The organism is Ruegeria sp. BE1, assembly GCF_056538885.1.
The window spans coordinates 690,580-705,165 of the sequence record NZ_JBQFTY010000002.1 but is presented as its reverse complement, the minus strand read 5'-3'; the positions used below and the strand labels follow the sequence as shown (position 1 = coordinate 705,165).

Below are 14,586 nucleotides of genomic sequence, written 5' to 3'. Positions count from 1 at the left end.
GCCGATTATTTGGAACGGGAATATGGGCGATACAGACGGCAGTTCTATGGCGGCGCAGAGCGCGCAACCGGAGAACAGCGGTGAAGAGGTCAGAGAGAAAAGCGGATTTTTTTCTCGAATAGTGGATGCGTTTTCTCCTCAGGGTGAAGATGAGGAGCAAGTGGTCAATGGCCATGACGCCGATAAGGCGCAGCCGCGCGGCATGATCAACTTGCGCCGTATGCGGGTGGAAGATGTCGCCATCCCGACGGCCGAGATCATATCGGTCCCGTCAACCATCACCAAAGATGAACTGGCCCAGGTTTTTCGCGACAGCGGTCTGTCCCGCATTCCGGTCTATGATGGAACGCTGGATACGCCTTTGGGGTTTGTGCACCTCAAGGACTTTGCTCTGACTCACGGGTTTAATGGGGGCGGGGCCAAGTTTGATCTGGTGTCGATGCTGCGCACGTTGCTGTTCGTTCCGCCTTCGATGCCGATCGGCGTGCTGCTGACCAAGATGCAGACCGAGCGTCGCCATATGGCGCTGGTGATCGACGAATACGGTGGCGTTGATGGTCTGCTGACCATCGAGGACCTGATTGAGCAGGTTGTCGGTGAAATCGCGGATGAGCATGACGCCGATGAAGACCAGCTGTGGCTAGAGGAAAAGCCGGGCTGCTACATCGTTCAGGCCCGCGTGCCCCTTGAGGATTTTGAGGCCGAGATCGGACGCTCGCTGACCAGTCACGAGGATGTGGATGAAGAGGAGATCGACACGCTCGGCGGCCTCGTTTTCATGCTGTCGGGCCGTGTGCCTGCGCGGGGCGAGGTTGTTCTACATCCCGAAGGCCCTGAATTCGAAGTGATCGACGCCGATCCCCGCCGGATCAAGCGTTTGCGCGTCATGCTACCGGATCTGGCTGTATGAACCCTGTGAAGGGCTGGTCGTTTTGGGTAAGGCTCCTTCTGTCGGCCCTTTTGGGTGGGATAGCCGCATTTGGCCTTGCGCCCTTTGGCATTTGGGCGGCAACGCTGATCGGGCTGGTGCTGCTGGCGCCGTTGTTTCTGTCCACCGAGACACGTGGCCGCGCCGCATGGATCGGGTGGGCCTTTGCCACCGGGTATTTTACCCATGGCCTCAGCTGGATTGTTGAGCCGTTCTTTGTCGATGCGCAACGGCACGCATGGATGGCACCGTTTGCCCTGATTTTCATGGCAGGCGGGCTGGCCTTGTTCTGGGCGCTGGCCTTTTGGCTTGCGCGCCGGCCGGGACGGTCTGCCGTCGCGCAAGCTGTTTTCCTGTCCGTCAGCATATCCCTGTTGGAATGTGCCCGCGGTTACGTGCTGACGGGCTTTCCGTGGGCGGGTCTGGCACAGGTTTGGGTCGACACTTCGGCAATGCAGCTTTTGTCGCTGTTTGGGCCTTATGGCCTGGGGACGCTGACCTTGCTGATGACACTGCCGCTAGGTGCAGCATTGAGCCAGCGCCGTGGATTCGCGTTGCCCTTGGTCCTGACCCTTGGGTGCGTTGGGTTGGCGCTGGGCCACGCGTCAACGCGCCCGGTCGTCACCGAAACCGATCACATCGTGCGCCTGATCCAGCCCAACGCGCCCCAGCATCAGAAATGGGACCCGGACTATGCCCCGCTTTTCTTTGCGCGACAGATCGAGTTTACCGCCGCGGACCCAAGACCTGATCTGATCGTATGGCCCGAAACCTCGATCCCGGCCTGGCTGGGAAGTGCAGGACTTTATTTGGATGCGGTTGTCGATGCAGCCCAGGGTACGCCGGTGTTTCTGGGTATCCAGAGGGGAGACGGGCCGCGCATCTACAACTCGCTGATCTACCTGGATGAACAGGGGCAGCAAGCTGGCCTGTATGACAAACACCATCTGGCCCCGTTCGGGGAATATGTGCCCTTTGGCAACCTGATGGCGCGGTTTGGCATTCACGGGATGGCGGCCACGGCCGGGCATGGTTTCAGCTCGGGCCCGGGCGCCGCGCTGATGGAGGCGGGCAAGCTGGGCCGGGCCTTGCCTCTGATCTGTTATGAAGCGGTGTTCACTCAGGATGTGCTGTCTGCGCCGGGACGTGCCGATTTTCTGCTTCAGGTGACCAATGATGCATGGTTTGGGACGCGATCCGGACCGTTTCAGCATCTGGCACAGGCCCGGATGCGTGCAATCGAACAAGGTTTGCCGATGATGCGCTCTGCCAATACCGGCGTCTCGGCCATGATTGATCCCTTGGGGCAGGTGACGGAGGCGCTGGCGCTCGGGCAGGCCGGGTACGTGGATGCCCCGCTGCCTGTGCCATTCGAACCCACGATCTACGCCCGGATTGGGGATTGGCCAATTTTCGCCCTGCTCATTGCCGTTGTGGCGCTGCTTTGGCGCAACGCCCGGCGGGCGGCGGCATAAATACCGATTGACCCTTTTGAGCTTGGGGCGTATCCCCTCGCATGCCCGTCACAACGGCTTCCTGGCGTGATGGGGAAATCTAATGGAGCACATTCATGTCCCGACAGAACTACACTTTTACTTCGGAGTCCGTTTCCGAAGGGCACCCGGATAAGGTTTGCGACCGCATTTCCGACGCCGTACTTGACGCATTTCTGAATGAAGAACCCGAAGCGCGCGTGGCGTGCGAAACCTTTGCAACGACGAACCGCGTTGTCATCGGTGGAGAAGTAGGTCTGTCTGATCAGGAAAAACTGCACGATTACATGGGCCGCATCGAAGAGATCGCGCGCGCCTGTGTGAAAGACATCGGTTACGAGCAGGACAAGTTCCACCACGAAACCGTCGAGGTGACGAACCTGCTGCACGAGCAATCCGCGCATATCGCACAAGGCGTGGATGCGGCCGGTGACAAGGACGAAGGCGCAGGCGACCAGGGCATCATGTTCGGTTACGCCACGACAGAGACGCCCGCGCTGATGCCCGCACCGATCCAGTATTCGCATGCGATTTTGCGCCGTCTGGCCGAAGTCCGCAAAAACGGTACCGAGCCTGCGCTGGGCCCGGATGCCAAATCGCAGCTGTCCGTTGTCTATCGCGATGGCAAGCCCGTTGGCGTCAGCTCGATCGTGCTGTCGACGCAGCATTTGGATGAGGCACTCAGTTCGGATGACATCCGCGCTATTGTTGAGCCCTATATCCGCGAAACCCTGCCCGAAGGCTGGCTGTCGGCCGAGACCGAATGGCACGTGAACCCCACCGGCAAGTTCGTGATCGGTGGCCCGGATGGCGATGCGGGCCTTACCGGCCGCAAGATCATCGTGGACACCTATGGTGGCGCTGCGCCGCATGGAGGCGGTGCGTTCTCGGGTAAAGATCCGACCAAGGTGGACCGCTCGGCCGCATATGCCGCGCGCTACCTGGCCAAGAACGTAGTTGCCGCCGGTATGGCAGAACGCTGCACCATCCAGCTGAGCTATGCGATTGGTGTGTCCAAACCTCTGTCGATCTACGCGGATACGCATGGAACTGGTCAGATTGCCGATGCGGTGATCGAAAAAGCCGTCGGCCAGGTGATGGACCTGACCCCGCGCGGCATCCGCGAGCATCTGCAGCTGAACAAGCCGATCTACCAGCGCACGGCTGCCTATGGCCATTTCGGCCGCGACCCCGAAGCCGATGGCGGTTTCAGCTGGGAACGCACCGATCTGGCGGACGCACTCAAGGCCGCAGTCTGATCGTAATCAAAAGGTGCGCCCTCACGGGCGCGCTCTTCTTCTTGTTGAAAGTACGGCGGGGGCATGGGGGCTGGCCCCCACTTCCACCCCTTGCCACAAGGTCAAGCCCGCAGTAGAGGGCACCGACATGAGCACCCAGACACCCCAACGCCCCCGCAGAAACTTTTATGGCCGCTTCAAGGGCAAGACCCTGAAGCCCAGCCAAAAGACGTATCTGAGCGAAGACCTCGATGCGCTGTCCCCCGGCGCGGTCGATTGGGACAGCAATCCCGAACGCAAGCCGCTGGATCTGCAGAAGCTGTTTGGTGGGCGGGACGTCTGGCTTGAGGTCGGCTTTGGCGGTGGTGAGCATCTGGTGCATCAGGCCGCAAGCAATCCCGACATCGGCATCATCGGGGCCGAGCCTTACATCAACGGCGTCGCCATGCTGTTGGGCAAGATCCGGCAGGCGGGTGTCGAAAATCTGGCGGTTCATCCCGGTGACGCGCGCGATCTGTTTGATGTCTTGCCCGAGGCCAGTATTTCGCGCGCCTTTCTGCTCTACCCCGACCCATGGCCCAAAACGCGGCACCATCGCCGCCGCTTCGTAACGCCCGAGCATCTGGAACCGCTGGCGCGGGCGCTGAAGCCGGGCGCGATCTTTCGCGTTGCGACGGACATTCCCGATTATGTCCGCCAGACGTTGGAAGAAGTGCCGCGCGCCGGGTTCGAATGGCTTGCCGAACGTCCCGCCGACTGGCGTGAACCGTGGGAGGACTGGATTTCCACCCGTTACGAACAAAAGGCCCTGCGCGAAGGGCGCACGCCGCATTACCTGACCTTCCGCCGCAAGGACTGATTGCCGCTGGACCATCTGGCCCCAATTCGCTAATCGGCTAAGGCACTGATAGCGAAAACAGGAGCCCCCATGTCCGGACACGGCACGCCCATCCCGATGACCTCGCATCCCTGCGGTCCGCTGACCGGAACGGCAGAGGTGCCCGGCGACAAGTCGATCTCGCACCGGTCGCTGATCCTGGGCGCAATGGCGGTGGGTGAGACGAAGATTTCCGGCCTGCTTGAGGGCGAGGATGTTCTGGACACCGCCAAAGCCATGCGTGCCTTCGGGGCCGAGGTCACGGACCACGGTGGCGGCGAATGGACGGTGCATGGCGTTGGCGTCGGCGGCTTTGCCGAGCCGGATCAGGTGATCGATTGCGGCAATTCGGGCACAGGTGTGCGGCTGATCATGGGCGCGATGGCGACCTGTCCGATCTCGGCCACGTTTACCGGCGATGCGAGCCTGAACAAGCGCCCCATGGCGCGGGTGACGGATCCGCTGGCCCTGTTTGGCGCGCAGGCCGTTGGGCGCTCGGGCGGGCGTCTGCCGATGACTATCGTTGGGGCGGCTGAGCCTGTGCCGGTGCGCTATGAGGTTCCCGTTCCCTCGGCGCAGGTGAAATCTGCCGTCCTGCTGGCGGGTCTGAACGCGCCGGGCAAAACGGTCGTGGTTGAAAAAGAGGCCACCCGCGACCACTCGGAACGGATGCTGGCCGGGTTCGGCGCAGAGATCACCGTTGAGGATACCGATGAGGGGCGGGTGATCACTCTAACCGGGCGCCCTGAGCTGAAACCGCAGGTCATTGCCGTGCCGCGTGACCCTTCAAGTGCGGCGTTCCCGGTTTGCGCGGCGCTGATCACGCCCGACTCGGACGTGCTGGTGCCGGGGATCGGCCTGAACCCGACCCGCGCGGGCCTGTTTACCACGCTGCGCGAGATGGGCGCGGACCTGACTTATGAGAATGAGCGTGAAGAGGGCGGCGAACCCGTTGCTGACCTGCGCGCGAAATACTCGCCCAACATGAAGGGCATCAACGTGCCGCCCGAGCGCGCGGCCTCGATGATCGACGAATACCCGGTTCTGTCCGTGGTTGCGGCCAACGCGACCGGCACCACGATGATGGGCGGCGTGAAAGAGCTGCGCGTCAAGGAAAGCGACCGGATCGACGCCATGGCACGTGGTCTGCGCGCCAATGGCGTGACCGTGGATGAGGGCGAAGAATGGTGGTCGGTCGAGGGGCTGGGCATCGGCAATGTCCCCGGCGGGGGCACTTGTGAGAGCTTTCTGGATCATCGCATCGCCATGTCCTTCATGGTGATGGGCATGGGTGCGAAAACGCCGGTCTCGGTGGATGATGGCGGCCCGATTGCGACCTCGTTCCCAATCTTTGAGCCGCTGATGGCATCACTGGGTGCCAAGGTGGAACGCACGTGAGCTTTACGGTTGCCATAGACGGGCCAGCAGCGGCGGGGAAAGGGACGATCTCGAAAGGTGTCGCGGCGCATTTTGGCTTTGCGCATCTGGATACCGGGCTGCTTTACCGTGCCGTCGGGCGGCGCACGCTGGAGGGGCTGGATCCCATCGCAGCGGCGCAGGCTTTGACGGCTGAGGAACTGGAGCAGGGCGATTTGCGTACCGCAGAGATTGCGCAGGCGGCCTCAAAAGTGGCGGTTATCCCTGAGGTGCGTGCCGCCTTGGTTGATTTCCAGCGCGCCTTTGCGCGGCGGGTTGGGGGTGCGGTTCTGGACGGGCGCGATATTGGCACCGTGATCTGCCCCGAGGCCGAGGTGAAGCTGTTCGTCACCGCCAGCGCCGAGGTTCGGGCCGAACGCAGGTTTCTTGAACTCAGCGCCAAGGGTTCGGACGTGACGCGTGATCAGGTTCTGGCCGATGTGCGCGAACGCGATGCGCGGGATGCGGAACGCAGCACGGCCCCGATGAAACCGGCCGAAGATGCGGTGCAACTGGACACCTCGGACCTGAGCATTGCGGACGCTTTGGCGCAGGCTATCGCGTTGATCGAACAAAAAAAGCCCGCGACGCCGTAACGCCGCGAGCCTTCGCTTGGGGACGAATTACAGCTCGCCGACGGCGACGCTTTTGATCTTCGACCATTGGCCATCAGCGGTTTTTGCCGTGCCGGGTACGTCTTTCAAAAACGCGGCGCGGGTTTCGGCGTTCAGGAACAGATACAGTTTGCCGTCTGCAACCAGATACTGATCCGGGTCGCCGTCGAATTTCTTGCCGACCGACACGCCGAACGAACAGAAACCCCCATGCTGGGGCAGGTACGCGGCCGGGTTGGCCTCGAATGCCGCCAGATTTTCGGCGGAAGTGAAATAGTAGGACGCGCCGTCATAGGTCGCGGAGTGCGTTGCAAAGCCATCGACCGGGTTGCCGTCGTTCACCAGCGCAACAAGATCGACACCATGCGCGGCCAGCGGTGCGCCGGCAGCCGAGATGCCGTTCGATACGTTGATTTCATCTGCGGCAAAGGCCGGGGCGGCGATCAGGGGCAGGGTGGCGATGAGGGTTGTCAGAACCAGAGACTTCATGAGGATTTCCTTTCCTGTTCAGCGTTGGATCAGCCGGGCGGCCAATCGCTGAAACATAGTTAGGGGACGTGTTTTGAACGGGCTATCGCAGCAAGACCAGCAAGCCTTGCAGATCGTTCAAAACACCGGAGCTTCAGGAAATACTCCTCACCAAGCTTTGTTTGGCCAGTTATCCGCCGCGCTCCTATGCTGAACCCATTGCCTGCAGGAGAGAAGTGATGATCCGACTAGCCCTAATGCTGATTTTCATGGCCGGAAGCCTGGCGGCTCAGGACGCCCCCGAGGTCGAGCCGCCGATGGACTATGAGCGTCTGGGAAAGATACTGTTCGCGCTGGACCCCGAGGCTGAACCCAGCGGGCCGGGGTTCCAGCTGACGGTCTCGGATGTGCCGGTTCTGGTCGTCACGGACACCAATGCGGACCGGATGCGCGTGATGGTGCCGATCCGCAGCGCCGATGGGCTGACCGCCGAGGATATGCAGCGCATGATGCAGGCCAATTTCGACAGCACGCTGGATGCGCGCTATGCGATTGCCAACGGGACATTGTGGGCAGCCTATATTCACCCCCTGTCACCTTTGCGAAAGGACCAGCTGATCTCGGGTCTGGCACAAACGGTGAATACGGCCAAGACGTATGGATCGCTCTATTCCGGTGGCGCGCATCAGTTTGGCGGCGGTGACAGCAACAACCTGCAACAGGAACTGATCGAGGACTTGCTGAAAAAAGGCGAGGAAATCTGATCTCGGTTTTTGGACCGCGACCGCTGTCCCGCGAATTCGGGGCATGTCCGGTTTGACTTGCAGCCCAAGTGCGAACCCGCTATAGAGCGCGCGTCGACAAGGCGATTTGAGCCATAAAACAATGAGACGAGCAGGGTCGGAAGCAACCGGCCCTCTTTGTTTTGTGGCATATGTCAGTTCGCCTGACCAATCCATTAAGACCGGCGGAGACAACCGCTCGGCCAGCAAAAACGTACTGTAAAGGAAAATGACGCCACATGGCTAACGCATCCATGGAGGAATTCGAAGCCCTCCTGAATGAAAGCTTCGAAATGGACACGCCCGAAGAGGGTTCTGTTGTCAAAGGTAAGGTTCTGGCGATCGAAGCCGGCCAGGCCATCATCGACGTCGGCTACAAAATGGAAGGCCGCGTTGATCTGAAAGAATTCGCAAATCCCGGCGAAGCCCCTGAAATCGCTGTTGGCGACGAGGTCGAAGTATACCTGCGCGCCGCAGAAAACGCCCGTGGCGAAGCTGTCATCTCGCGCGAGATGGCCCGCCGTGAAGAGGCATGGGACCGTCTGGAAAAAGCATATGCCGACGACCAGCGCGTCGAAGGTGCTATCTTTGGTCGCGTCAAAGGTGGCTTCACCGTCGATCTGGGTGGCGCAGTTGCGTTCCTGCCCGGCTCGCAGGTTGACGTTCGCCCCGTGCGCGACGCTGGTCCGCTTATGGGTCTGAAGCAGCCGTTCCAGATTCTGAAAATGGACCGCCGCCGTGGCAACATCGTTGTATCGCGCCGCGCCATCCTGGAAGAATCGCGTGCCGAACAGCGTGCCGAAGTTATCGGCAACCTGTCCGAAGGTCAGACCGTCGAGGGTGTTGTCAAAAACATCACCGAATACGGTGCATTCGTTGACCTGGGCGGCGTTGACGGCCTGCTGCACGTCACCGACATGGCATGGCGCCGTGTGAACCACCCGTCCGAGATCCTGACGATCGGCGAAACCATCAAGGTTCAGGTCATCAAGATCAACAAAGAGACCCACCGCATCAGCCTGGGCATGAAGCAGCTGCAGGAAGATCCGTGGGATCTGGTTGCTGCGAAATACCCGCTGGGCTCGGTTCATCAGGGTCGCGTCACCAACATCACCGACTACGGCGCGTTCGTCGAGCTGGAGGCCGGTGTCGAAGGTCTGGTGCACGTGTCCGAGATGTCCTGGACCAAGAAAAACGTTCACCCCGGCAAGATCGTTTCGACCAGCCAGGAAGTCGACGTCATGGTTCTGGAAATCGACGGCGCCAAGCGTCGCGTGTCTCTGGGCCTGAAGCAGACTCAGCGCAACCCGTGGGAAGTGTTTGCAGAAACACACCCCGAGGGCACCGAGGTCGAAGGCGAAGTCAAGAACATCACCGAATTCGGTCTGTTCATTGGCCTCGAAGGCGACATCGACGGCATGGTTCACCTGTCGGACCTGTCCTGGGACGAGCGTGGCGAGGATGCGATCCAGAACTACCGCAAAGGCGACATGGTTTCGGCCGTTGTCTCGGAAGTGGACGTGGAAAAAGAGCGCATCTCGCTGTCGATCAAAGCCCTGGGCGGTGACAAGTTCGCCGAAGCCGTGGGCGGCGTGAAGCGTGGCTCGGTCATCACCGTTGAGGTCACCGCGATCGAAGATGGCGGCATCGAGGTCGAGTATGAAGGCATGAAATCCTTCATCCGTCGTTCGGACCTGTCGCGTGACCGTGCCGAGCAGCGTCCTGAGCGTTTCAACACTGGCGACAAGGTCGACGTCCGCGTCACCAACGTCGACAGCAAGACCCGCCGTCTGGGCCTGTCGATCAAGGCACGCGAGATCGCCGAAGAGAAAGAGGCCGTGGAACAGTACGGTTCGTCGGACTCGGGCGCATCGCTGGGCGACATTCTGGGTGCTGCGCTGAAGTCGGGCGACTAAGCCCGGGCGCATCCCGAACACCAATTTCGGCCTCGCACCCCGGTGCGGGGCCGTTTTTGTTGCGAATCAATATGTTCCGATTTCTGGGCTTTATTCGCCTGTCGCACGTGCATGAGGCGATGAATTCGCGCGAAGAGGCAAGAAATCGCGTGAGTTTGAGGCAAATTCAAGGCCGAAGGGACAGAGTCAACGTTCCCCCGAACCAAGTTTTTTTCTATACTGTTCAAAATAGTAGAGATGATTAATCGGTCGCCTGGGAGGGTAGCGCATATGATCCGTTCAGAATTGATTCAGAAAATCGCCGACGAGAACCCGCATTTGTACCAACGTGATGTCGAACGGATCGTGAATACCGTCTTCGAAGAGGTGACGGATGCCATGGCGCGCGGCGACCGGGTTGAACTGCGCGGTTTCGGAGCATTTTCTGTCAAACAACGCGATGCGCGCGTCGGTCGAAACCCCCGTACTGGCGAGACCGTGCAGGTCGAAGAAAAATGTGTTCCGTTTTTCAAAACTGGCAAGTTGCTTAGGGACCGATTGAACGGTAAAGCCTAAGGCATGATGCGCTATATCCGATATGCTTTTCTGGCGATTCTGGGGATCGTTCTGATCTCGGTTTCGCTGGCCAACCGCGAGACGGTTGAACTGACACTCATGCCGGACCCCTTTGCCGAGCTTGTGGGTTTCAACCTTGGAACCTCGCTGCCGCTTTTCGTGGTGGTGCTGGGCGGGGTTGTGGCGGGCCTGATCATCGGCTTCCTGTGGGAATGGCTGCGCGAACACAAGCACCGTCGGGATGCCACCTCGAAAACCAGCGAAGTGCGCAAGCTTGAGCGTGAGGTCAAAAAGCTCAAGAAAAAGCAGAACGAGGGCAAAGACGACGTTCTGGCCCTGCTGGACGAAGCCAGCTAAGGCGCGTTCATGACCGATACTGCTGTCAAAATCTGCGGTCTGACCGCCCCTGATCACGTGCGCGCCGCGGCTGAGGCGGGCGCGCGTTATGTCGGGTTTGTCTTTTTCCCCAAATCACCCCGGCATCTTGATGTCGATGCCGCCGCCGCGCTGGCCCATTTGGTGCCTGCCGGGGTTGCCAAGGTGGCGCTGACGGTGAATGCCTCGGATGAGGAACTGGACCGGCTTGTCGCAGATGTGCCGCTGGACATGTTGCAGTTGCATGGCAAGGAAAGTCCCGAACGTGTGGCCGAGGTCCGCGCGCGGTTCGGTCTGCCGGTGATGAAAGCGATCGGTGTGGCGGATGCCGATGATCTTGCGGCGATTGACCTTTATTCCGAGGTTGCAGATCAACTACTGATCGACGCGAAACCGCCATGCAATGCGGAATTGCCGGGTGGTAACGGGCTGGCCTTTGACTGGCGGTTGCTGGCCGGGCGCAAATACTGGCGGCGTCCATGGATGCTGGCCGGGGGCCTGACTCCGGACAATGTGGCCGAGGCGATGCGCATGACAGGGGCACGGCAGGTGGATGTGTCCTCGGGGGTAGAGAGCGCGCCGGGCGTCAAGGATGCCGGTCTGGTTCGGGTCTTTGTCGACGCCACGCGCTAGGCCTGGCAGTTACGTTTTGCCATGGCAAATCCCGATGCTACCTCCTATGAACAACGGGTAAGATGACGGAGACACCCATGGCCAACGATCTTTTCAATTCCTTCATGTCCGGCCCCGATGAGCAGGGCCGTTTCGGCATCTTCGGCGGGCGGTTTGTCAGCGAAACGCTGATGCCCCTGATCCTGTCGCTGGAGGAGGAATATGAGAAGGCCAAGGACGACCCCACCTTCTGGGCCGAGATGGACGACCTGTGGGCGAACTATGTGGGTCGCCCCTCGCCGCTGTATTACGCGGAACGTCTGACCCAGCATCTGGGCGGGGCCAAGATTTACCTCAAACGCGATGAGTTGAACCATACCGGCGCGCATAAGATCAATAACGTGCTGGGTCAGATCATCCTGGCGCGGCGTATGGGCAAGACCCGGATCATCGCCGAAACCGGGGCAGGGCAGCACGGTGTGGCCACCGCCACCGTCTGCGCCAAGTTCGGGCTGAAATGCATCGTCTATATGGGCGCCCATGACGTGCAGCGTCAGGCCCCGAACGTGTTCCGCATGCGCCTGCTGGGGGCCGAGGTGATCCCGGTGACGTCTGGCCGCGGCACACTGAAAGACGCGATGAACGACGCGTTGCGCGACTGGGTGACCAATGTGCGCGACACGTTCTACTGCATCGGCACCGTGGCTGGTCCGCACCCCTATCCGGCGATGGTGCGGGATTTCCAGTCGATCATCGGCAAGGAAGCCAAAGAGCAGATGATGAAGGCCGAAGGCCGTCTGCCCGATACGATCATCGCCGCCATCGGCGGTGGATCGAACGCGATGGGCCTGTTCTACCCGTTCCTTGACGACAAGGACGTCAATATCATCGGCGTTGAAGCTGGCGGTAAGGGCGTGAACGAGAAGATGGAGCATTGCGCCTCGCTGACCGGTGGTCGGCCCGGTGTGCTGCATGGCAACCGCACCTATCTGCTGCAGGATGATGACGGACAGATCCTCGAAGGCTATTCGATCTCGGCCGGTCTGGATTACCCCGGCATTGGCCCCGAACATTCGTGGCTGCACGATATTGGCCGCGCGAAATATGTCTCGATCACTGATAAAGAGGCGCTAGAGGCGTTCCAGCTGTGCTGCGCGACCGAAGGCATCATTCCTGCGTTGGAACCCAGCCACGCGCTGGCCCATGTCATGAAGATCGCGCCCGATCTGCCCGCCGATCACCTGATCTGCATGAACATGTGCGGACGCGGGGACAAGGACGTACAGACCGTGGCCAAGTATCTGAACTTTGACATGTCCGACACCGAAGGCCGCTCGGCAGACTGACCACCGCAGGAGGGAAACCCATGAGCTATATCGCCATGAACCGCTTTAAGGTCCGCCCTGAGGCTGCCGCCGAGTTTGAGGCCATGTGGAAAGAGCGCGAAAGCCGTCTGAAAGAGCTGGACGGGTTTCAGGAATTCCGCCTGCTGAAAGGCCCCGAGGGCGAAGGCTATCGCCTGTATTCCAGCCACGTCATCTGGAATAGCGAGGATGATTTCCGCGCCTGGACGAAATCGCAGCAATTCCGCGATGCCCACAAGAATGCGGGCAACAAGGGAACGCAGTCTGCATTGATGGGCCCCCCTCAGTTCGAAGGGTTCGAAACGGTCCTGCACGAAAGCCGGTAAACACACACAGCCCCGACCCGCGTCGGGGCTTCTTCATACGACGGCGATCATTGTGCAGCGTGTTGTTGCAGTATCTCGAACGGCACGATTTGCAGGGCGCTTTGGTGTGTCGCCTCAAGATTGACCTGCGGCGCGCAGCCTTCGTCATGGGCCTGCAGGAAACGCCCGGCACACAGGCACCAACTGTCGCCGGGCTTTAACCCGGGAAAGTCGAACTCGGGGCGTGGTGTGCTCAGGTCGTTTCCGACATATTTGGAATAGGCCAGAAACTCGGCCGTCATGACCGCGCAGACCGTGTGGCTGCCCTGATCTTCGGCGCAGGTATTGCAGGCCCCATCGCGAAAGAACCCAGTCAAAGGGTCGGTCGAACAGGCGGCAAGCACGCCGCCCAAAACGTTTACGCTGTCCAGTTTTTGCATGTGATGACCTTACAGGCTTTGGGCGATGCTGCGAAACATTTCTATGTTGGCCTCGTTGACACCGGGGTCGCGAAACTTGCGGTCTGCTCCGGTTGAGACGATCAGAACACCGCGCGGCTGATCGAAGTAGATATATTGCCCATAGACGCCACGCGCCAGAAACTCGCCCTCATGCGCGCCCACGGGGATCCACCATTGATAGCCATACCCGATCTCTCCTGGCTCGGTCGGTGCGCTGGGTTGCACGGATTCGGCGATCCAGTCGGCGGGGACCAGTTGTTGGCCATTGTGTTCGCCGTTTTGCAGGATCATCTGCCCAAAGCGGGCAAAGTCGCGGGTGGTGAAGTTCAGGCCGCCCAGAACAAAGGCTACTCCGGCCCCATCGGCGACGTAATACCCATCCCGCTCCAATCCCAAGGGCTGGATGATCTTTTCGGTCAGCAACTCGCTGACACTGCGCCCGGTGGCGCCCCGGATCACCATACCGACAACATGTGTGTCGATGGATACGTATTGCCATTGCGCGCCCGGTTCCACGAACGTGTCCTGCAATGAGGCGGCGAAGTCGTCCAATTCCCCACCCAATGCCACAACGCGGCCCATGCGGTTGATGTCGGATTTGGGGTCCAGATAATCCTCGTCAAACGTGACGCCGCTGGCCATGTTCAACACGTTGCGGATCGAGGCCCCATCATAGGCCGTGCCCGCCAGCATCGGTGCATATTGCACCACCGGATCGTCCAGCGACCCGATTGCCCCTTCGGCCATCAGGATGCCGAACAGGGCCGAGAGATAGCTTTTGGCAACCGACCACGAGATCCGGCGATCCTCGGGCGTGGTGCCCAGATAATACTCTTCAAACCGGATCTGGCCGTCCTGCATCACCAACAGAGAGGTCACGGCCCGGTCTTCAATCCATTCGTCGGTCCCTTCGGGCAGATCGAACCCCGCGCCATAAGGCAATTCCCAGGTCGGGCCGTTCCCGCGCGGCAGGTCGACCGTCAGAAACGCGTCATCCATATGAGAGAAGTTGTAGACGATCTTGTCCTCAGAGAACAAAGAGTTCACAGCCATAAGGCGCTGAATTTCTTCGCGTTTCCAGACGCCGACAACGATCGCGGCCAGAACCAGCATCAAGGTGATGCGCAGCACCCATTTCAACAGCGTTCTCATATGTACCCTCCCATATGCGTAACGCATTGG

General features: G+C 60.3%; 16 protein-coding genes and 1 riboswitch. Of the genes, 13 read left to right on the top strand and 3 right to left on the bottom strand.

Going from position 1 to position 14,586, the window contains the following annotated elements:
• The first annotated feature begins 22 nt into the window (after positions 1-22).
• The 6 genes from ACR0J5_RS09765 to cmk all read left to right on the top strand — a co-directional run bounded on the left by ACR0J5_RS09765 (position 23) and on the right by cmk (position 6,548).
• Positions 23-910, top strand: a complete 888-nt coding sequence (locus ACR0J5_RS09765) for a transporter associated domain-containing protein (RefSeq protein WP_480652752.1) — start codon at positions 23-25, stop codon at positions 908-910.
• Complete coding sequence (gene lnt, locus ACR0J5_RS09760) at positions 907-2,403, top strand: apolipoprotein N-acyltransferase (RefSeq protein WP_480652750.1); 1,497 nt, start codon at positions 907-909, stop codon at positions 2,401-2,403. Before ACR0J5_RS09765 ends, lnt begins: the two co-directional genes overlap by 4 nt.
• Positions 2,404-2,445: 42 nt before the next feature.
• Positions 2,446-2,493: riboswitch (SAM-SAH riboswitch) on the top strand.
• A 5-nt stretch (positions 2,494-2,498) separates the two neighbouring features.
• Positions 2,499-3,680 (top strand): methionine adenosyltransferase, encoded by a 1,182-nt coding sequence (gene metK, locus ACR0J5_RS09755; RefSeq protein ID WP_480652748.1) that lies wholly within the window; start codon positions 2,499-2,501, stop codon positions 3,678-3,680.
• 127 nt (positions 3,681-3,807) lie between these two features.
• Positions 3,808-4,518 (top strand): tRNA (guanine(46)-N(7))-methyltransferase TrmB, encoded by a 711-nt coding sequence (trmB, locus tag ACR0J5_RS09750; protein WP_480652745.1) that lies wholly within the window; start codon positions 3,808-3,810, stop codon positions 4,516-4,518.
• A gap of 69 nt (positions 4,519-4,587) precedes the next feature.
• Positions 4,588-5,934, top strand: a complete 1,347-nt coding sequence (aroA, locus tag ACR0J5_RS09745) for a 3-phosphoshikimate 1-carboxyvinyltransferase (RefSeq protein ID WP_480652744.1) — start codon at positions 4,588-4,590, stop codon at positions 5,932-5,934.
• The gene (cmk, locus tag ACR0J5_RS09740; protein WP_480652742.1) at positions 5,931-6,548 is read left to right on the top strand and encodes a (d)CMP kinase; all 618 of its coding nucleotides are present in this window, start codon (positions 5,931-5,933) and stop codon (positions 6,546-6,548) included. Before aroA ends, cmk begins: the two co-directional genes overlap by 4 nt.
• A gap of 27 nt (positions 6,549-6,575) precedes the next feature.
• Here cmk and ACR0J5_RS09735 read toward each other — a convergent pair whose 3' ends face one another.
• A complete protein-coding gene (locus tag ACR0J5_RS09735; RefSeq protein WP_480652740.1) occupies positions 6,576-7,055 on the bottom strand; it encodes a YHS domain-containing (seleno)protein in 480 nt (159 codons plus the stop codon).
• A 218-nt stretch (positions 7,056-7,273) separates the two neighbouring features.
• On the opposite strand from ACR0J5_RS09735, the gene ACR0J5_RS09730 reads away from it, so the two are divergent.
• The 7 genes from ACR0J5_RS09730 to hmuQ all read left to right on the top strand — a co-directional run bounded on the left by ACR0J5_RS09730 (position 7,274) and on the right by hmuQ (position 12,964).
• A complete protein-coding gene (locus ACR0J5_RS09730; protein WP_480652738.1) occupies positions 7,274-7,798 on the top strand; it encodes a hypothetical protein in 525 nt (174 codons plus the stop codon).
• 257 nt (positions 7,799-8,055) lie between these two features.
• Positions 8,056-9,732: a 30S ribosomal protein S1 gene (rpsA, locus tag ACR0J5_RS09725; RefSeq protein WP_170377709.1), complete on the top strand. Its 1,677-nt coding sequence runs from the start codon at positions 8,056-8,058 to the stop codon at positions 9,730-9,732.
• Positions 9,733-10,002: 270 nt separating this feature from the next.
• Entirely contained in the window at positions 10,003-10,287 is a 285-nt protein-coding gene (gene ihfB / locus ACR0J5_RS09720) for an integration host factor subunit beta (protein WP_037310872.1), read from the top strand.
• A gap of 6 nt (positions 10,288-10,293) precedes the next feature.
• Positions 10,294-10,644 (top strand): lipopolysaccharide assembly protein LapA domain-containing protein, encoded by a 351-nt coding sequence (locus ACR0J5_RS09715; RefSeq protein WP_480652906.1) that lies wholly within the window; start codon positions 10,294-10,296, stop codon positions 10,642-10,644.
• A gap of 9 nt (positions 10,645-10,653) precedes the next feature.
• A complete protein-coding gene (locus ACR0J5_RS09710) occupies positions 10,654-11,295 on the top strand; it encodes a phosphoribosylanthranilate isomerase (RefSeq protein ID WP_480652736.1) in 642 nt (213 codons plus the stop codon).
• A gap of 77 nt (positions 11,296-11,372) precedes the next feature.
• Entirely contained in the window at positions 11,373-12,620 is a 1,248-nt protein-coding gene (gene trpB / locus ACR0J5_RS09705; RefSeq protein WP_480652734.1) for a tryptophan synthase subunit beta, read from the top strand.
• A gap of 20 nt (positions 12,621-12,640) precedes the next feature.
• Complete coding sequence (hmuQ, locus tag ACR0J5_RS09700) at positions 12,641-12,964, top strand: heme-degrading protein HmuQ (RefSeq protein ID WP_480652732.1); 324 nt, start codon at positions 12,641-12,643, stop codon at positions 12,962-12,964.
• 47 nt (positions 12,965-13,011) lie between these two features.
• On the opposite strand, the gene ACR0J5_RS09695 is transcribed toward hmuQ, so the two are convergent.
• Together ACR0J5_RS09695 and ACR0J5_RS09690 are read right to left on the bottom strand one after the other, a co-directional pair.
• Entirely contained in the window at positions 13,012-13,383 is a 372-nt protein-coding gene (locus ACR0J5_RS09695) for a DUF2237 family protein (RefSeq protein ID WP_480652731.1), read from the bottom strand.
• 9 nt (positions 13,384-13,392) lie between these two features.
• On the bottom strand, positions 13,393-14,556 hold the full coding sequence (locus ACR0J5_RS09690) for a serine hydrolase domain-containing protein (RefSeq protein ID WP_480652729.1): 1,164 nt from the start codon (positions 14,554-14,556) through the stop codon (positions 13,393-13,395).
• Positions 14,557-14,586: the final 30 nt, after the last annotated feature.